This is a genomic window from Janthinobacterium sp. (assembly GCF_009923995.1).
Lineage (GTDB): Bacteria > Pseudomonadota > Gammaproteobacteria > Burkholderiales > Burkholderiaceae_D > Janthinobacterium.
In genome coordinates, this window is record NZ_RFSK01000001.1 from 141,393 (window position 1) to 159,599 (window position 18,207).

General features: G+C 67.4%; 19 protein-coding genes. 6 read left to right on the forward strand and 13 right to left on the reverse strand.

Features of this window, described 5'->3' with window-relative positions; translation table 11 throughout:
• Window positions 1-8 precede the first annotated feature (8 nt).
• The 4 genes from EBS11_RS00695 to EBS11_RS00710 all read right to left on the reverse strand — a co-directional run bounded on the left by EBS11_RS00695 (window position 9) and on the right by EBS11_RS00710 (window position 4,902).
• Window positions 9-2,147 (reverse strand): 8-amino-7-oxononanoate synthase, encoded by a 2,139-nt coding sequence (locus EBS11_RS00695; RefSeq protein ID WP_290599761.1) that lies wholly within the window; start codon window positions 2,145-2,147, stop codon window positions 9-11.
• A gap of 10 nt (window positions 2,148-2,157) precedes the next feature.
• On the reverse strand, window positions 2,158-3,513 hold the full coding sequence (locus tag EBS11_RS00700) for a hypothetical protein (protein WP_290599762.1): 1,356 nt from the start codon (window positions 3,511-3,513) through the stop codon (window positions 2,158-2,160).
• A 4-nt stretch (window positions 3,514-3,517) separates the two neighbouring features.
• Window positions 3,518-4,243, reverse strand: a complete 726-nt coding sequence (locus EBS11_RS00705) for a hypothetical protein (RefSeq protein WP_290599763.1) — start codon at window positions 4,241-4,243, stop codon at window positions 3,518-3,520.
• A gap of 83 nt (window positions 4,244-4,326) precedes the next feature.
• Window positions 4,327-4,902, reverse strand: a complete 576-nt coding sequence (locus EBS11_RS00710; RefSeq protein WP_290599764.1) for a hypothetical protein — start codon at window positions 4,900-4,902, stop codon at window positions 4,327-4,329.
• On the opposite strand from EBS11_RS00710, the gene EBS11_RS00715 reads away from it, so the two are divergent.
• Genes EBS11_RS00715 through EBS11_RS00725 form a run of 3 tightly spaced genes read left to right on the forward strand, consistent with a single transcriptional unit; the run spans window position 4,901 to window position 8,578 of the window.
• On the forward strand, window positions 4,901-5,296 hold the full coding sequence (locus tag EBS11_RS00715) for a hypothetical protein (protein ID WP_290599765.1): 396 nt from the start codon (window positions 4,901-4,903) through the stop codon (window positions 5,294-5,296). The genes EBS11_RS00710 and EBS11_RS00715 overlap by 2 nt on opposite strands.
• Before the next feature lie 18 nt (window positions 5,297-5,314).
• On the forward strand, window positions 5,315-7,120 hold the full coding sequence (locus tag EBS11_RS00720) for a DUF1800 domain-containing protein (RefSeq protein ID WP_290599766.1): 1,806 nt from the start codon (window positions 5,315-5,317) through the stop codon (window positions 7,118-7,120).
• A gap of 9 nt (window positions 7,121-7,129) precedes the next feature.
• On the forward strand, window positions 7,130-8,578 hold the full coding sequence (locus tag EBS11_RS00725; protein WP_290599767.1) for a DUF1501 domain-containing protein: 1,449 nt from the start codon (window positions 7,130-7,132) through the stop codon (window positions 8,576-8,578).
• Here the strand turns inward: EBS11_RS00725 and EBS11_RS00730 are convergent.
• Genes EBS11_RS00730 through EBS11_RS00745 form a run of 4 tightly spaced genes read right to left on the reverse strand, consistent with a single transcriptional unit; the run spans window position 8,575 to window position 10,757 of the window.
• Entirely contained in the window at window positions 8,575-9,441 is an 867-nt protein-coding gene (locus EBS11_RS00730) for an intradiol ring-cleavage dioxygenase (RefSeq protein WP_290599768.1), read from the reverse strand. The two genes, EBS11_RS00725 and EBS11_RS00730, sit on opposite strands and share 4 nt — an antisense overlap.
• Window positions 9,399-9,563 (reverse strand): hypothetical protein, encoded by a 165-nt coding sequence (locus tag EBS11_RS00735; protein ID WP_290599769.1) that lies wholly within the window; start codon window positions 9,561-9,563, stop codon window positions 9,399-9,401. The genes EBS11_RS00730 and EBS11_RS00735 overlap by 43 nt, the downstream gene beginning before the upstream one ends.
• A 3-nt stretch (window positions 9,564-9,566) precedes the next feature.
• The gene (locus EBS11_RS00740) at window positions 9,567-10,235 is read right to left on the reverse strand and encodes a hypothetical protein (RefSeq protein ID WP_290599770.1); all 669 of its coding nucleotides are present in this window, start codon (window positions 10,233-10,235) and stop codon (window positions 9,567-9,569) included.
• A 21-nt stretch (window positions 10,236-10,256) separates the two neighbouring features.
• Complete coding sequence (locus EBS11_RS00745; protein WP_290599771.1) at window positions 10,257-10,757, reverse strand: Spy/CpxP family protein refolding chaperone; 501 nt, start codon at window positions 10,755-10,757, stop codon at window positions 10,257-10,259.
• A 243-nt stretch (window positions 10,758-11,000) separates the two neighbouring features.
• Between EBS11_RS00745 and EBS11_RS00750 the strand changes: the two genes are divergently transcribed.
• Window positions 11,001-11,690: a response regulator transcription factor gene (locus tag EBS11_RS00750; protein ID WP_290599772.1), complete on the forward strand. Its 690-nt coding sequence runs from the start codon at window positions 11,001-11,003 to the stop codon at window positions 11,688-11,690.
• 2 nt (window positions 11,691-11,692) lie between these two features.
• On the forward strand, window positions 11,693-13,210 hold the full coding sequence (locus EBS11_RS00755; RefSeq protein WP_290599773.1) for an ATP-binding protein: 1,518 nt from the start codon (window positions 11,693-11,695) through the stop codon (window positions 13,208-13,210).
• Window positions 13,211-13,234: 24 nt separating this feature from the next.
• On the opposite strand, the gene EBS11_RS00760 is transcribed toward EBS11_RS00755, so the two are convergent.
• Window positions 13,235-13,573, reverse strand: a complete 339-nt coding sequence (locus EBS11_RS00760) for a FlxA-like family protein (protein WP_290599774.1) — start codon at window positions 13,571-13,573, stop codon at window positions 13,235-13,237.
• 173 nt (window positions 13,574-13,746) lie between these two features.
• Between EBS11_RS00760 and EBS11_RS00765 the strand changes: the two genes are divergently transcribed.
• Window positions 13,747-14,982 (forward strand): PrpF domain-containing protein, encoded by a 1,236-nt coding sequence (locus EBS11_RS00765; RefSeq protein WP_290599775.1) that lies wholly within the window; start codon window positions 13,747-13,749, stop codon window positions 14,980-14,982.
• A gap of 45 nt (window positions 14,983-15,027) precedes the next feature.
• On the opposite strand, the gene dcd is transcribed toward EBS11_RS00765, so the two are convergent.
• The 4 genes from dcd to EBS11_RS00785 all read right to left on the reverse strand — a co-directional run bounded on the left by dcd (window position 15,028) and on the right by EBS11_RS00785 (window position 18,068).
• Window positions 15,028-15,597 (reverse strand): dCTP deaminase, encoded by a 570-nt coding sequence (gene dcd / locus EBS11_RS00770; protein ID WP_152258440.1) that lies wholly within the window; start codon window positions 15,595-15,597, stop codon window positions 15,028-15,030.
• Between the two features lie 133 nt (window positions 15,598-15,730).
• The gene (locus tag EBS11_RS00775; RefSeq protein WP_290599776.1) at window positions 15,731-16,531 is read right to left on the reverse strand and encodes an alpha/beta hydrolase; all 801 of its coding nucleotides are present in this window, start codon (window positions 16,529-16,531) and stop codon (window positions 15,731-15,733) included.
• Between the two features lie 58 nt (window positions 16,532-16,589).
• Window positions 16,590-17,285: an HAD family phosphatase gene (locus EBS11_RS00780; RefSeq protein ID WP_290599777.1), complete on the reverse strand. Its 696-nt coding sequence runs from the start codon at window positions 17,283-17,285 to the stop codon at window positions 16,590-16,592.
• Between the two features lie 21 nt (window positions 17,286-17,306).
• Entirely contained in the window at window positions 17,307-18,068 is a 762-nt protein-coding gene (locus EBS11_RS00785) for a TSUP family transporter (protein ID WP_290599778.1), read from the reverse strand.
• Window positions 18,069-18,207: the final 139 nt, after the last annotated feature.

Genomic DNA, 18,207 nt, shown 5'->3' on the forward strand with positions numbered 1-18,207 from the left:
TCCCCTTGCTAGACGCTGCGCAACTGCTGGCTCAGGCGCTGGCGCAGCAGCACCGATGGCATGGTCGATTCGATGGCCGGGTCGCTGCTGTCGATGGACAAATCCACCCCCGTGGCGGCGCGGTAGCCGTGGATATAGCCCTGCACCTGCGGACGCCAGAAGCGCGCCCAGTTGAACGCCTGCGTCGGTTCGTAGATATCGCTCCAGTTGCCGTAGCGCACGGACAGCAGCAGCTGTTCGCCGAAGATGGCCAGGTTGCGGAAGTGCATCACGCTCGTGTCCGTCCAGCCTTGCAGTTTCTTCATGGCATCAACACGGTCCATCCACGGTTCCGGATACGCCACCATCACGCGCGTGGGCAAGAATTCGCGGAACTCGGGCCGCGCCAGCATCCATTGCTGCATCAGCATTTCGATGCGCGCCGTCGACGGCAGGTCGCCGAACTGGTTGTGCGCGCCCTGCGACAGGATCAGGTGGATTTCCTTCAGGGCATTCAGCACGGGAAAGGCGTCCGCCTTCACGGTCGTGTCGTCGTCCTGCTTGTAAAAGGAGGTGAGCAGGCGCAGCAGATGGTGGAAGGCTTCCAGGAATTTCGAGCGGCTGTCGGCCGGCCGGAAGTGCTGCACCGCCTTGCCGTCGAGGCGCACGCCGTAATGGTGGTCGTACTCGTAGTTGCGGCGCACCACGGTGAGCCGGTGCTGCTCGTCCTGTGTATAGCCCCACAGCAAGTTGTTCAGGGGGCGCAGCATGTCGATTTCCGTATTCGACAGGGGATCGAGGCCGCCGCCGGGCGCGCGCAGGTTCTGGAAGCGCTGCGTGATGGCGTTCATGGTCTGCACCAGCATGCCCTCCTCGTGCCAGTACGACCAGATCAGTTCCAGCAGGCAAGGATTGGCCAGCTTTTCCTGGATGATGCCAAAACACAGGTCCACCTCGCCTTCCCGGCCGCGCGGTATGCTGATGGGAATGTCGGGCAGCTTGCGGCGGATCACGGCCAGGTAGGGCAAGGTCTGGAAGCCGTCGACGTTTTCCAGGTAGTCGTTGCGCAGCACGGTTTCCAGGTCGCGCCCCTGGGGAATGTCGCGCCGGTCCAGGTAGGCATTGTCCTCCGCCGGATTGAAGGCCAGAGGCTGGTTCAGCACGCCGCAATTGACCATCACGAACGCTTCCGTCGCCACTTTCAGCACGCGGTAGGAATCGGAGTCCGAGAACGGCAGCGCGCGGCGGTGCTTGAGGTGCTGGAACATGTCGGCCTTTTTCACGAAACGCTCCTGCTCGAAACCGCGCACATTGGCCAGGTCGCCGCAAAACAGGCTGTCCATGAAATGCAGGTAATTCGTAAACGACATGGCCTCGGTACTGTTGCGTATCAGGGTCCACAGGGGCAAGTCCTCGGTCGGCTCCGTTTCCGTGCGCGTCAGCGAGACGCCCACATTGCCCGAGATGGGCGTGGGCAGGCGCTCTTCCGATTCGTATTCCGCCTCCACGGCCAGCATGGCGTGCGGACTGAGGCCTTCGGGCACGGGCATGGCGCTGCGCAGTTCCGGGCGCTGGGACAGCATCATCTGGCCCGCGAAGCGGTGCATGCCGGCGCGCCGCACGGGCGCGCTAAAGGCGTTCGCCGTGCCGCGCACGGGCACCCACGGCGCCGCGGCCAGCACCTGCACCAGGTCGCGCCCGTCGGCCGTCTGGTCGCCGTCAAACGAAACGGTGGCGATGGCGCGGTCGCCCACCCTGCCGAACTGGCAGTCGCTGGGATGGCAGTCGGCCGTCTCGAACACCAGCCCCACCTGCGGATTGAGCTGGGGCTTGAAGCACAGCACGGCGCTGCAGCCGGACTGCACCGTCACGCACTGGGGCGAGGTGGACGGGAAGTTGCCGTACACGCCCACGTAGCTGCCCGTCGCCAGGTCGGCAAACACGGTGCCGCCATGGGCATCGGTCCAGCGCACGCCCACCAGCATGGCCGGATCGGGGACCCAGTTGACGGCGTTGAAATTGTGGCAATCGGCTTCAGCGCCCCGGTACAGGCTGATGGCGGCGTTCGCCACCACCGTCCCGCTGTCCTGCTCGTGCACGGTGACGGCGATGCTGCCGCCCCGGTTTTTCGGGCCAGCCTGGCCCGCCACCCTGTTCTTGCTGCTCATGTCACTCTCCTCAATGGATAATCAAACGCGATGCCAGGGACGGCAGGCTCCTGCCGGGCTGGCGGCCATGCCGCACGACATCGGCGCACAGTTCGGACGTGTCCAGGGTGCTGCGCAAGGCCCAGTGGCTCAGCAAGCGTCCCAGCAGCTCGCTCTCGTCTTCCGGACTCAGGGTGCCGCTGGCGCGCGCCTGGCCCAGCACGGCAAACACGAGGGTCGGCGTGGCCTGGTACATCTGGCCAGGCGCCAGGCTCCAGCTGCGGAACAGCTGCGCCAGCATGGCCGGCTGGCGCGCCTGCACGGCCATGGCCTCGGCCAGCGAGCCGCCGCGCAAGGCGGGCGGGCGGTGCTGCACCAGCAAGCCCACGAGGGCGGCCATGCTGGCCTGCAGCTGCGCCAGCAGCTTCTGCTGGGCTGGCGGCAAGCCAGCCGGCGGGTAGTACGACAGCCACAGCTGTTCCAGGCGGCGCCACTGCGGGTGCGGATACAGGGCCTGCCCCATGGCGCAGCTGAGGCGCACGCGCAGCCACGGCACGGGATGGGGATCGTCCGCGTTGAGGCGGAAGACAAACACGCGCGGCAGGCTGACGACACCCATCAGGCCCAGGGTGGCCGCCACCCCCACCCGCGCCAGCGACCAGTAGTCGGCGACGATCTCGGATATCCACCGCTCCCACAGCTGCCACACGTGCACGGCGCCGCTGCCGCCGTGCTGCATGGCTTGCAGCACGGGCCGCAGCGAGGCCACCAGGTCCAGCAGCGCCGCGCCCTGGTGGCCCACCTCGTGCACCAGCGAGGAAGCGATGCCGCTGCCGATCATGCGCTCGCGCGGCAGGCGGATGATGGCGACGGGATTGTCGCCGCCGCCCGGCAGGCGCGTGCGCGCGCGGCGGATGGCCGCGCCCGGCCCCCGGTCCAGGTAGCAGATCACGGGCGGCGCCTGGTAGACCTCGCCGGGCAGCGCCAGCGCGTCGGCGGCAACGATGTCGAGGCCGGCCAGCCACACGCCCGTCTTGTGCTCGCTGCGCTGCGTGATGACCTCGTTGAACAGGTCGAACTGGGTCAGGGCGGCGTTGAATTTCAGGCGCAGGAAGGTAAACCGGCGCTGCGCCTCGGCGGCCGTGGCCATGCTGGCGCCGTCGGCCGCCTCGCGCCGCAGCCACGACTGGAAGTGCGCCACCATGCGCCGCAGCTCGCGCCGGCCCTGCACCAGCTGGCTTTCGATGGCCGACTGGGCGCTGGGCATCAGGGCGGCCGCCAGCACCGTCGGCTCGATCAGCGCGAACGGTTCCAGCCGCGCCAGCCGCGTCAGCAGCGAGCGCGCCTCCTGCGCCAGCATCCAGGCCGCGTAAGCGCCGATGGCCATGATGTCAGACGCCGTACAGGACGATCTTGTGGCCCTGGCGCGCCCAGCGGCCGCTGGACGGGCGCATGCCCGATGCGGGGCGCGCACCGGCCGGGGCCATGGCACCCGCGCCGCTGCCGCTGCCGTTCTGCGTCGCCACCTGGCCGCCCGGACGGCCCAGCAGGCCGGGCGCGAACTGGCGCGCCGCCGCGCTGGCCGCCGCCTGGGCGATGGCACGCGGGTCGCCATTGCCGCGCGCCTGGGCGGCGCGGTTGACCGTGTCGGCGGCCAGGCGCACGAACTGCCGGGCGCCCTCGAATTCGCGGTCTTCATTCGATGACGCTTCCGCTTCCAGGCCCAGCGCATTGCCGGCCGCCGAGGCCAGGCCGCTGCCGATCTTGGCGCCCAGGGGACCGCCGAAATAGCCCCCGATGGCGCCGCCGGCCAGGGGAATGGCCTTCTTCGCCACGCCCTTGAGCACGCCCCCGATGGCTTGCCCCACGGGCGACTTGATGATGCTGCCCGCCACCGAAGCCGCCTTGCGCAGGAAATTGCCGAGAAACTGCTCCAGTTCCGCTTCATTGCTGACCGACAGCAGTTCATTGGCCAGCTCCATTTCCTCGGCCTCGGAAAACATGGCGTTCGAGCCGCCCTCGCCGCTCCACTCCCCTTGGCCGAATTCGAACTGTTCCGCTTCAAAACCCGACATCTCCTGCCCGTATTCCAGGGTCGTACGATCTATGTCATGCATGATGAGCTCCTCAAAGTGACACCTCGGTTGACATCTCCAATAGACACCCCACTATCACCGCCGCGCCGCACGGCGCCCTCCCCCTAGCAGTCGGGCACGACGATGTGCCCCCCTTCGCGGCGCCAGCGGCCGCCGTCCGGCGGCGGCATCCGCGCCGCCTGCCTCAGCAGGCCCGGCGCCAGGGTGCGCGCCGCGCGCAGCAGGGCCGTGTCCACCTGCGCCTTCGGCGCGCGCGCGTCCAGGCCGCCCGCGGCGCCGTTCTGCGCCAGCTCCGCATGGACGGCATCGATCAGGTGCACGAAGTGGCGCGCCAGCTCGAATTCCTGGTCTTCCGGACTCAACCCTTCCAGTTCCATGCCGAAGATGCGCGCCGCGCCCTGACGCCGTGCCTGCGCCCCGTCCCCATGCAGGGGCAGCAGGGGCGCCAGTGCCCGGTTCAGCAGCTGGCGCAGCGGCAGTTCCAGCGGCGTGCCGCGCAGCTGCCGCCCGGCCGCCGTGGCCGCCAGCTGGCGCCCGAGAAACGCATCGAAGCGGGCCGGCGCCGGCACTTCCAGCAGCTGCGCCGCCAGCGCCAGTTCATCCTCCTGCTGCAGCGGCAGGGTGCCCGGTCCTTCGGGCAATTCCATTTCGGGACGATAGGCAAGCAGGCGACTGGTCATGGCAGGCTCCGGCAAAAGGAAGGCACGCGGCCCATGCCCTGCTATCGCAAGGGCCGTGCCAGCGCAGGACAGGGAGAAGCCGCCATCGGGAGGCGAACGGCGTTTCGCCGATGGCGTAAAAACCATGGTTTCCGGCGAAGCGAATTTCGTTGTCAAGATGAGCTTTCCAACAAGCTTAATTGGCGGGAATGATTACGTCGCCAATCCGCCACACTGGCCGCTTGCGGCAAAAAATATTTTTCATTTGCAAAATAAAAAGTTCCCGCTACGTCGCGAAAAATACCGCCAATGTCACGGCAACGCCGGGCAAATGAAAAGGTGGGCAAGATGCAAATATCGAATCGCAAACGAAATTTCAGCAGGCAAGCTCTACAATTACCGGGCCAGAATTTGATTGCCTGAGAGAAACTAAATGACCCACCCAATTTTGCGTCGCGTGCTGGCCCTGGCACTGACCGCCTTGCTGTCCGCCTGCGGCGGCGGCGGCGACAGCCAGAGCAGCACCAGCCTGAAACCGGACACCCCTGCCGTGCCGCCAACCACCGTCGCGCCCGGCGATCCCGGCACGCCCGTCACCCCGCCTGGCACCACGCCCGGCGATACCATTCCGCCGCCGCCCCTGACCACGCCGCCCGTCGCGCAAGCCGTCACCTTCACGCGCCAGGAAGCGTCGCGCTTCCTGGGCCGGGCCACCTTCGGCCCCAACATGGCCGCCATCGATGCCCTGGCGGCCAGCGACAGCGATGCGTGGTTCAAGGCCCAGTTTTCCAAGCCGCAAACCTTGCACCGAAAATATATCGACGCCAAATACCCTACGGCGCCGGGCAAGGCCGTGCCCACGGATTTTTACGAGTCGTTCTGGCAGCAGGCCGTGCGCGGCGACGACCAGCTGCGCCAGCGCGTGGCCTTTGCCCTGTCCGAGATTTTCGTCGTCTCCACGCAAAATGAAGCCGTGTGGCCGCTGACGCGGGGCGTCGCCAGCTATTACGATACGCTGGGGCAACATGCATTCGGCAACTTCCGCACCCTGCTGCAAGCCGTGGCGACCCATCCGATGATGGGCCTGTACCTGTCGCACCTGCGCAACCAGAAGGAATCGGCGACGCGCACGCCCGACGAGAATTTCGCCCGCGAAGTCATGCAGCTGTTCACCATCGGCCTGTACCAGCTGAACGGGGATGGCTCGCTGAAGCTGTCCGGCGGCAAACCCATCGACACCTATACGCGCGACGACGTGAGCGGCCTGGCGAAGGTATTCACGGGCTGGAGCTGGGCCGGCCCGGACCAGGGCGCCAACCGCTTCAACGGCGGCGTGGCCGACCCGGACCGCGACTGGAAGCCGATGCAGAACTATGCGGCGTTTCACTCCACCAGCGAAAAACGCTTTCTCGGCGTCAGCACCGCCGGCACGGCGGGCGGCGAAGCGGACATGGCGCTGGCCCTCGACACCCTGTTCAACCACCCGAACGCGGGACCGTTCTTCGGCCGCCAGCTGATCCAGCGCCTCGTCACCAGCAATCCCAGCCCGGCCTACGTGGGCCGGGTGGCCGCCGCCTTCGCCGACAATGGCTCGGGCGTGCGGGGCGACATGCAGGCCGTGATCCGCGCCGTGCTGCTGGACCGCGAAGCGCTGGCGCCCGCGGGCACCAGCTTGCGCACGGGCAAATTGCGCGAACCGCTGGTGCGCCTGGCCAACTGGATGCGCGCCTTCGACGCCAAGGATGCCGCTTTGCAGTACCGCATCTATTACCTGAGCGATCCCCTCGCGGGCCTGGGCCAGAGTCCCATGAATGCCCCGTCCGTGTTCAATTACTTCCGCCCTTCCTACGTGCCGCCCAATTCGGCGCTGGCGACGGCAGGACTGGTGGCGCCGGAAATGCAGATCACGTCGGAGCCGTCCGTCACGGGCTACCTGAATTTCATGCAGGATGCCATCAGCGGCGGCGTGGCGGAAGAGCGCGCCGTACGCGCCGACTACACGCCGGAACTGGCCCTGGCGGACCAGTCCGGCGCCCTGCTGGACCGCATCAACTTGCTGTTACTGGGCGGCAACATGTCGTCCCGGCTGCGCGGCCAGATCCTGGCCGCCGTCGACAGCATACCCATCCCTGCCGCCACGGCCGGCAATGCCGCCCAGGTGAACACGATGAAGACTTACCGCGTCCACCTGGCCATCCTGCTGGCCATGGCCTCGCCTGAATACCTGGTTCAAAAATAAGGAAGCCGCATGTCCATCACTCCTCCCTTTTCCCGCCGCCGCTTCCTCGGCTCCATGCTGGGCCTGGCCGGCAGCGCGGCCGCCCCGTTCGCCCTCAACCTGGCGGCCATGGGCCAGGCCGCGGCCCAGTCGGCCGACGACTACAAGGCGCTCGTCTGCCTGTTCCTGGCCGGCGGCAACGATAGTTTCAATACGGTGCTGGCCACGGACAGCGCGTCGTGGACGGAATACCTGCGCCTGCGCAATACGGGCGGTAATGACTCGATCCACCTGCCCGGCGTGGGCGAGACGGGCGGCGTGCTGCCCGTCGTACCCGCCACCGCGCAGGCGGGCCGCAGCTTCGCCCTGCACCCCGCCCTCGGCCCCATGAAGGACCTGTTCGACGGCGGCCGCGCCGCCATCGTCGCCAACGTGGGCACCCTGATCCAGCCCGCCACCCTGGCGCAATACAAGGCGGGCAGCGTGGCGCTGCCGCCCAAGCTGTTCTCGCACAACGACCAGCAATCGACATGGCAGTCGGGCCTGCCCGAAGGCGCCACCGTCGGCTGGGGCGGACGCCTGGGCGACCTGCTCGGCGGCGGCAATGCCAACGCCACGTTCACGGCCATCTCGGCAGCCTCGAATGCCCTCTTCCTCAGCGGGCGCCAGGTGCGCCAGTTCCAGGTCGGCCAGGCGGGCGCCGTGCCGATCCGCAATATCAGCGGCGGCGGCTATCTGTTCGGCACGACCCAGGGCGTGACCGCCTTGCGCGACATCATCGGCACGGCGGGCAGCGACATGATGGAACAGGAACACGTGGCCGTCGTGCAGCGTGCCATTGCCAGCCAGAGCGTACTCAGCAGCGCCATGCTGCCGGCCGGCGCGGGCGGCGTGCCCAATCCCCCGCCCTACGTCAATCCGAACACGGGCGTGGCCGGCGTCAATCCCCTGGCCGTGCAATTGCAGACGGTGGCGCGCATCATCGCCGGGCGCGGCCCCCTGGGGGCGAAACGGCAAGTGTTTTACGTGACCCTGGGCAGCTTCGACACGCACGACCGGCAAAAAGTGCTGCATGGCGACCTGATGGCCCGCCTGGCCCATGCGCTGGCGTATTTCGACAGCACCCTGGCATCGCTGCAGGGGGCCGACGTGCGGCGCCAGGTGACGACGTTTACGGCGTCGGACTTCGGCCGCACCTTCAGCAGCAATGGCGACGGCACGGACCACGGCTGGGGTGCGCACCACTTCGTCGTCGGCGGCGCCGTGAAGGGCCGCGACATCTACGGCGCCTTCCCGGCGTCGGGCCTGGGCCACGAACTGGACGTGGGCTCCGGCGCCCTGCTGCCGACGACCTCCGTCGACCAGTACGGCGCCACCCTGGCCAGGTGGTTCGGCATGGCCGACAGCCAGCTGGCCGACGTGTTCCCGAATATCGGCAACTTCGGCCGGCGCGACCTGGGTTTCATGACAACGACTTAACCGTTGACGGCCACGCTCAGGGTGACGACATAGCCATCCGTGGCGTTGCCCGTCACCGTGGCCATCTGCAGGCTGGTGCCATCGGCAAAGACATTGTCCGTGGCATAGCTGATCTGCGCCAGGTTGCGCACGCTGGCCGTGTAGCCGCTGGCCGCATAGACTTCGTTCAGCGTCGCCATCGGAAACGTGAACTGCGACGTCTTGATGCGGTTCGCGGCGCTGGCCGCCTTGGCGACGCTGGGATAGACCTCGAAATGCACGTGCGGCATGCGGCCCGCGTAACAGCCCGGAAAGATGGTCGTGAAGGCGAGGTTGCCGGCACTGTCCGTTTCCTGCACGCCGCGCAGATAGTTCTGTCCCGTCACGCCGCTCGAATACAGCGAATACAGGCCGTCGCGGTCGCAATGCCACAGGTAGATGGCATAGCCGGCCAGGGCGGCGCAGCTGCCGCTGGCATTGAGCAGTTGCAATTTAATAGTCAGCGGCACGCCGGCCGCCATGCCCGTGGCGCCGTTGAAACTGGCGCGGATATCGCTGCGCACGACGCCCGACTGGTTCAGCACGTTGACGATGCTGCCGCCGTTCGTGTTCGTGCCGTCGGCCGGATACGGTCCGCCCGTCTCCTCGGGGATCACCGTGCAGGCGCCCGTCGTCGGCGTCGTGACCGTGCCCGTGCTGCCGCTGCCGGCTGTCGCGCCGCTGCCGCTGGCCGTGGCGCCGGCGTCCGAACCGCCGCCGCCGCAGCTGACCAGGGGCAACATGGCGGCGCCGGCCAGCAGCCAGCGCAGGACCTGGCGCCGCTCGGCCGCCAGCTGGCGCATCATTTCGAGGTCGGATGCCAGACCGTGATCATGTAAGTCCATAAATACTCCATCAAGTGGGGCAAGCCCGCCAGCGCCGGACTCAGGCTGGCGCACAGGAACAGGGCTTGCGTGGCCCGTTCCGAGAGCGCTTTCCTGGCGACAAGAGCGAGCTTGCGTTCCATGGTTCAGGCCGTTGTATTGACCAGGTTGCCGCTGGCGGACAGGCTGCCGCCCGCGCTGGCCGTGCCCAGGCTGCCCGAGAGCGCCTGCAGGAAACTGCTCAATTTGCTGCTGGAACTGCCGCTGCCGCTGCTGTCATCGCCGCCCAGCGCGCTGATCAGGCTGGCGAAGCTGGCTTGCAGGTCCGTCACGCTGCTGTCGGCGCTGTCCGTGCCGTCCGTGCCGCCCGAACTGGAGGCGGACAGCTTTTGCAGCAGGCTCTGCAAATCCGACTCGATATTGCCGGGGCCGGCGCCGCGCGCGCCGCCGCCCGGCGGCGGTCCGGCAGGCCCTTCGCCGCCCTCCGCCTGGCCGCCGGCGCTGCCGCCTTGCGCATGCAGGCTGCCCATCAGCTGGTGCAGGAAGGCGCCCAGCGCCTGGCCCGCGTCGCTGCCGCTGGCGGCGGCGGTGCCGTCGGCTGCCGTATCGCTGTCGCTGGCGTCCACGGACACGCCGATCGAGGACAGGGCGCTGGAAATGGCGTCCAGCAAGGCGCCGTCGTCGGGCTTGGACGGCCGCGTGCCGGACGCGGCGCCCGTGCCGGCCGTGCTGGCGCTACTGCTGCTGCCGCCCAGACGGCTGAAAGCGCTCAGCTGGCTGGCGGCGCTGCTGGAACTCAAGGCACTGATGGTCATGCTCACTCTCCTGTGGTTGGCTTATTGGGGACGGCGCGGGCCGGGACGGCTGTCGCGCTGCTGCTCGGCCTGCTTGCGCTGCTCCGGCGTCAGCACGGCCAGCAATTGCTGCTCCAGCCGCGCCTGCAGCAAGCGGATCTGCGCCATGGCGTGTGCCGCCGTGTTCGCCAATGCGCTGGCCTTGGCATCGTCGTAGGCGCTGGAAGCGGCCAGTGCGTGCAGCTGCTCATCGGCCTTGAAGGCAATCTTTTGCTGCTCGCGCAGCAGCGGCGCCTGGGCGTAGGTGGCGGCAAAGACCTTGTCCTGCTGCGCTTCGCTCAGCGCGATGCCGCGCAGGAAAGGCGGCAAGCCTTGCGCGCCGGGGCCGCCGGGACCGGGACCATGGCCCCAGCCCGGCGGGCCGCCTTCCTGGGCGCGCGGCGGCGGGCCGTCGTGCGCCGGCGCCTGCTGGGCCAGGGCGACGAGCGGCATGCTGGCGGCGGACAACAGCAGCAGGGATACGGCAATACTCAGGTATTTCATGGGGCTTTCCTTTCGTGGCGAACAGCCCTGATTGTCGGCGTGGCGCATGTAAAGCAACGTTAGGACCGCGTAAAAGCGTGTAAAGGAATGTAAGCGGGAATGCGCGCGTGAACATGCGCGGGCGCGGGCGGGCGCGCCGTACGGGCAATGGCCGGGCAAACTGTGTAAAAGCGGGTAAAACGCTGCTGAACACCCCCCTTTGGCTGCTATCATCGGGCGATCTCCACGCGAAAAAGCACAGGCATGAGCAAGGTTTTGTTAATAGACGACGATGTCGAGCTGGTCGGCATGTTCCAGGAATACCTGACGCAGGAAGGTTTCGACGCCAAGGCCGTGCATGACGGCGAAAGCGGCGCGGCCGAAGCGCTGACGGGCCTGTACGCCATCGCCATCCTCGACGTCATGATGCCGCGCATGAATGGCCTGGAAACCCTGCGCCGCATCCGCGCCGGCAGCAACCTGCCCATCCTGATGCTGACGGCGCGCGGCGACGACACGGACCGCATCGTGGGACTGGAGCTGGGCGCCGACGACTACGTCACCAAGCCGTGCACGCCGCGCGAGCTGACGGCGCGCATCCGCGCCATCCTGCGCCGCGCGCAGGCGGCGCCGCACGACAGCGCGGGCCTCGCGCCGCTGGCCGTGGGCCAGCTGACGATGTGGCCGGAACAGCGCCGCGCAGCGTGGGCCGGCGCGCACCTGGAGCTGACGAGCACGGAATTCAACCTGCTGGAAGTGCTCGTGCGCCATGCGGGCAAGCCCGTCAGCAAGAACCAGCTGTCCGAACTGGGACTGGGGCGGCCCATGGCCCGCTTCGACCGCAACATCGACGTGCACCTGAGCAGCCTGCGGCGCAAGCTGGGCAGCCTGGCCGATGGCCGTTCCTGCCTGCAGACGGTGTACCGCCTCGGCTACCAGCTGATCAAGGAATAAGCGTGGGACGATTGTTCTGGAAATTTTTCCTGTGCATCATGCTGGCGCAAGTGACAGCCACCATCGGCATCGGCGGCACTTTCTGGCTGAAGAACCGCGCCGCGCAGCAGGAGCGGGCGCTGGACATCGATACCAGCCCGCCCGCTCAGATGGCCATCGAGGCGGCCAGCGCCACCCTGGAAGCGGGCGGCAGCCAGGCCTTGCGGCAATTTCTCGGCAGGATGGAGCGCATGCGCGTGTTTGCCGTCGATGCCCAGGGGCACGAATTGATGGGGCGCAAGGTCCATCCCGCCATCCTCGGCAAGGCGCGCGCGCTGCTGGCGCAAGCGTCGCCCCACGCCGTGGTGCGCGAAGCGCGCAGCAGCGACGGCGCGGCCTACCTGCTGTTCCTGCCGTCCTCCGAGCGCTTCCGCAATGCCGAGGCGGGCGCCGCGCGCGACACCCTCAATGCCGTTACCCTGAACGGTCCGCGCGCCATGGGCGGCGGCCCCCGTGCCGATCCCGCCGACGCGCCGCCGCGCCCCGGCTACGAGCGCGGTCCGCCGCGCGAGATGGGCGGCATGCCGCCCGGCCCGCGCATGGACAGCCCCTACCGCACCTTCATTCCCGTCGCCGCCGCCATCGCCGCCAGCCTGCTGTTCGCCTTCCTGCTGGCCTGGTACTTCGCGCGCCCCATCCGCGACTTGCGGCAGGCGTTCGAGGCCGCCTCGCACGGCAACCTGGCACCCCGCTTTCACGCCAGCGGCAAGCGCGGCGACGAGCTGACGGACCTGGGTCGCGACTTCGACCGCATGACGGGACGCTTGCGCAATCTCATGGATAGCCAGACGCGCCTGCTGCATGATGTCTCGCACGAGCTGCGCTCGCCATTGGCGCGCCTGCAGGCAGCCATCGGCCTGGCCCACCAGCAGCCGGACAGGATGGCCGCCTCGATGGAGCGCATCGAGCGCGAAAGCGAGCGCATGGATAAGCTCATCGGTGAACTGCTGACCCTGTCCCGGCTGGAAGCGGGCACGGCGCAGGCGGGCGCCCTGCATCCGCACAGCGAGGACGTCTGCATCGCCGACCTCGTGCACGATATCGTGGCCGATGCCCGCTACGAGGCGGAGCCGCGCCAGATCGCCATCGACCTGGCGGGCGACGCGGCCAGCCTGGACGCCACCGTCACGGGCCAGCCCGAATTGCTGGCCCGTGCCGTGGAAAACGTCGTGCGCAATGCCGTCAAGCACAGCCCGGATGCGGGCACGGTACAGGTGCAGATGGCCCTGCAGGAGGATGGCCGGCAACTGCACATTGCCGTGCTGGACCGGGGACCGGGCGTGCCGCCGGGCGACCTGGCCAGCATTTTCCAGCCCTTCTTCCGCGCCAGCAACACCCAGCACAGCACGGAAGGCCATGGCCTGGGCCTGGCCATCGCCCAGCACGTGATCGGCGCCCATAGCGGGCGCATCACCGCCAGCCTGCGCCACGGCGGCGGCCTGTGCGTGGAAATGCTGTTGCCCGTGGCACAGCCAGGCTGACCTTCCGGCCTGGCCCTGCCCTCCTCATGCCTGCGTATCGATGATGCTGCCCAGGGTGGACGAGGCGGAGCGGGCCGGACTCGTCGCCGTCTCGGCGCTGCTGGCCTTCTGGGAATCCTGCTGCGCCGCCTGCTGCGCGGCAGCCGCTTGCAACTGAGCAATTTGCGCCTGCAAGGCCTGGATCTGCTGCGCCAACTGCTGCTGCAGCTTTTGCGACGCCTCCGTCTGCTCCCCCTTCTGCGACTCCGTTAACTGTTTCTGTGCCGCCGTGATCTGCTTTTGCAGCGCCGCGATCTGCGAACTGCTGCCCGAACTGCCGCTGGCCGCGCTGACCGCGCCGCCGGAACCGATTGCCGCTACCATGATGCCTCCTGTCTGTTTCAATACCTTGGTTAACGGCAGGCGCGGGCGCGGGCACAGTGCCGCGCATGTAAAGCCACGTAAAGGCAGGTAAAGATGGCGGGACGCGCGTGCGCTTGCATCCCGGCACGAAAAACTGGCACACTGGCCCCTCCCTCTCCCGATGGCGACCACCGATGACCACGCCACTGCTGCCCGCCCTGCCCGACCTCGTTCCCCGCCAGCGCTGCGGCGTGGTCGAGTTTCCCGTCCACCACATGCGCGGCGGCACGTCGACGGGCCTGGTGCTGCACGCGGCCAGCGTGCCGGCCGATCAGGACCTGCGCGAGGAATTGCTGCGCCACCTGATGGGCGTGCCCCAGAGCGGCGAGCTGCCCGGCAACCGGCAGGTCACGGGACTGGGACGGGGCGCGTCCACCAGCAACAAGGTCTTCCTGGCCGAGGTGGAGCAGCATGCGGGACAGCCGCGCCTCGTCAGCACCCTGGCGCAGCTGGCGAGCGGCCATGCGGCCATCGACTGGAGCGTCAATTGCGGCAATATGTCATCCGCCCTGCAGCTGTGGGGCCTGGACAGCGGCGTGATCGAGGCGCTGGCCATCGGCACGCACGCCATCGACATCCGCAACACGAATACGGGCGTGCTCACCACCTCGCGCATGGAACGCGCGCCCGACGGCAGCTTTGCGGCCGCCGCCATCCCCGGCGTGCCGGGCAGCTTTCCCCGCGTGGACCTGTTCCTGCACGCCCCCGTGGGCGCCAAGACGGGGCATTTATTGCCAACAGGCAATGCACAAGACCAGGTACTCGGCTACGACGTCTCCTGCGTGGACGTGGCCGTGCCCATGGTCATCGCCCGCGCCAGCCAGTTCGGCAAGACGGCGCAGGAGGCAGTGTCGGCACTGCAAGCGGACGCCGCCTTCATGCGGGAGATACGCCAGCTGTGGAGCGCGACGGGACTGCTGATGGGCTTGCGGCGGCGCGATGGCGGCCTGATGACGCGGGAAGAGCTGGAACGCAGCGAAACCATCCCCAAATTCTGCATCGTGGGTCCGGCTGAAGGAGAGGGAAATATTGCTGTGCGCTACTTTACGCCGCAGACGGGGCACGCCTCGCTGGCCGTCTCGGGCGGCTGCTGCCTGGCGGCGGCCTGCCTGATCCCGGGCACGGTGGCGCACGCGCTGGCGCGCGGCGTGCCGCCCGTGGGGCGCGACGCGACGGAAATCGCATTGGGCATAGAAAATCCTGCCGGCATCCTGGACACCACCATCGTGGCGCGCCAGTCCGGCGCGGCAGGCGACATCACGATCGGCAGCGCGGCTTACCGGCGCAGCGCGCAAATCCTGCTGCGCGGCCATGTGCCCCTGTACCAGGCATCCGCCGCCCTGAAGGCGTGGCTGCTGCGACAGCGCTGAAGGCATGCGCGGGGCACGGCTGGCGCCCTGCCCCGCGCGCCGTCATCAGGTCTTGGGCAGGGTCACGCCCACCTGGCCCTGGTACTTGCCGCCGCGGTCCTTGTACGACGTTTCGCACACTTCATCGGATTCGAAGAACAGCACTTGCGCCACGCCTTCGTTGGCGTAGATTTTCGCCGGCAGCGGCGTCGTGTTGGAAAACTCCAGGGTCACATAGCCTTCCCATTCCGGTTCGAACGGGGTGACGTTGACGATGATGCCGCAGCGGGCGTAGGTGCTCTTGCCCAGGCAAATCGTCAGCACGTTGCGGGGGATGCGGAAATACTCCACCGTGCGGGCCAGCGCGAACGAGTTCGGCGGAATGATGCAATAGCCCTTGCCGGACACGTCGACGAAGTTGTTCGCGTCGAAATCCTTCGGGTCGACGATGGTGGTATTGATGTTGGTGAACAGCTTGAACTCGTCGGCGCAGCGGATGTCATAGCCATAGCTGGACGTGCCGTAGGAAACGATGCGGTTGCCGTCGCGTTCCTTGATCTGGCCCGGTTCGAACGGCTCGATCATGCCCGTCGTTTCCGCCATGCGGCGTATCCATTTGTCGCTTTTAATCGTCATCGCAGGGGTATCTTTCTAGAATATCGGAATGGCGGGGGCGGCGCGCCTGGCGCAGGCGCGGCCCGGATGGCAGGATTTTACGCGAAAAACCGCCACCTTTGGCCCTTGCCACGCGAAAATCATTGCTTGCCGGCTAGTGTTTCGCCAGCAAGGAAGTGATCATCTCCTGCACCACTTGCGCCGTCAGTTCCGGGTTTTCCATGGGAAACAGATGACCGCCGGGCACCTGGCGGAAAAACGGACCGACCAGCTTGCGCGTGGCCGCCAGGCCCGCCTGGCGGCATTCCACGGATGCCGTGCCGCCGATGAAGCCGATAGGCACGGGGAAGCCATCCTTGACGAGGCCGCCGATGTGGTGCGGCAGGCTGCGGTAGACATCCGTCTCCACCTCGCGCGTAAAGCGCAGCTGCACCCCGTCCGGATGAGGGGCCAGGCCGCTGGCGATGTAGTCGCGCAAGACTTGCGGCGCCCAGATGGCGAACATGTCCTTGGCGGCAAAGTGCTCATACGCCGCCTGCGCGTCGGGCCACAGCTTGCGCCGCCGGGCGGAAAAGCGGGCGGGCGAGTAGCGCTCGCCCAGCGCCGTGTTGCGCGCCAGGCGCACCAGCAGGGCGCGCCAGCCCGCCACCACGGGCGAATCGAGCAGGACCACGCAGCGCACCAGGTCGGGCCGCTGCTTGGCCACCATCACGCTGAGCATGCCGCCCAGCGAATGGCCGACGAGGATCACGGGCGCGCTGTAGCGGCGCTCCAGGTCGTCGATATACTCGCGCACCAGCTCGGGCCAGCCCGTGCTGACGGGATAGGCGGGGTCGTGCGCATGCATGTCGAGCGCCTGCACGGCGTAGTGCCGGCCCAGCAGGCCGAACAGCTTGCGGTAGGTGCCGGCAGGATAACTGTTGGCGTGGGCAAAGTGCAGCTGCGGAAGTGTCATCGTGGAGCCGTGCCGGTAAATGCGATAGGCAATTGTAATGGCAGGCCGGCAAGACGGATCAGAGGAAGGCCTCTAATTGCCCGCGCACGGGCGCCATGCCGGGCACGAAGGATGCCAGCACGGCGCCCAGCTCCGCCACGGATTCGACCACGCAAAAGGCGCCGTCGAAGGCGTAGCCGCGGTTCATGTGGTTGCGCAGGACGATGCATTCCAGCCCCGCCGCATTGGCGGCGCGCAAGCCGCGCGGCGAATCTTCCACGGCCACGCAGTGGGCCGCGTCCAGGCCCAGGCGCTGCAAGCCCAGCCGGTAGCCGTCGGGCGCCGGCTTGCTGTCCCCGTACATTTCCCGCGTCAGCACGAAATCGAAGTGCGGCAGCAAGCCCGTGGCCGCATGGCTGATGTCAAAGTGCTGCGCATATGCACTGGTGACGACGCCCATGGCCACGTGCGGGCGCAGCGCCGCCAGCACCGGCGCGATGCCGGGCATGGCCAGCCGGCGCGCCTGGCGCAGGCGTGCGCCGAACAGCTGCTTGCGTTCGGCCCGCAGGCGGTCCACCAGTTTGATGCCATGTCCCTGCCCCAGCAGCACATGCCAGGCGCCGTAGTTATTGTCCAGGAACCAGTCAAAGAATTGCTTGGGCGTCAGGTCTATGCCATAGGGCAGGAGCAAGTCGCGGTTGCATTCATAAAACAGCTGCTCGGTATCGACCAGCACGCCATCGTTGTCCCACAGCACGCCCTGGATGGTTTTCATGGCTTGTTGTCGTTCAGAAACTTACTTGAAGAAAATGTCGTAGGACAACTTGACGATCAGCAGCACCAGCAGCACGAGGAACAAAATGCGCACGAAGGCGGCGCCACGGCGCACGGCGATCCAGGTGCCGGTCAGGGCGCCGAGGATGTTGCACACGGCCATGGGTGCGGCCACGGCGTAGACCACGTGGCCGGCGGGAATGAAGAAGGCCAGCGCGGCCACGTTGGTGGCGATATTCACCAGCTTCGAGCAGGCCGAAGCGAGGATGAAATCGAAGCCGAAGACGCGGATGAAGAGGAAGATCAAAAAGCTGCCCGTGCCCGGCCCGAACAGGCCGTCATAGAAGCCGATGGCGCCGCCGATGACGATGGCGAGGATGCGCTCGCGGGGGCCGATGGGGCGCGCTTCGCGCATGCTGCCGAAATCCTTCTTGATGAAGGTGTAGATGGCCATGATGATGATCAAGACCAGCACCATGGGCCGCACCACCTGCTGCGGCACGTAGGACACGGCGGCCGCGCCGATGAAGGACATGACGAAGGCGCTGGCCACGGCCGGCAGCACCAGCAGCCACGGGATGTGCACCTTGCCCACGAAGGAACGGGCGGCAAACGTGGTGCCGCAGGCGGAAGCGAATTTATTGGTCCCCAGCAAGGACGTCGACGCCATGTTCGGCATCAGGTTGAACAGGGCCGGCAGCTGTATCAGCCCGCCCCCGCCCACGGCAGCATCGATGAGGCCGGCAAAGAAGGCAAATAAACACAGCAGCGAGATGGTCAGCATGATAAGCAGCGGAAAATGGGCGACAGCGGCAGTATAGGCGCCGTGGATTTTTCCGGATGCAACTTCAAATTGCGGAAAACGCAATCAGTCGTAACGCTTGACGGAATGCGCCCCGTGCGGTCTACTGGCCTCTTTTGCC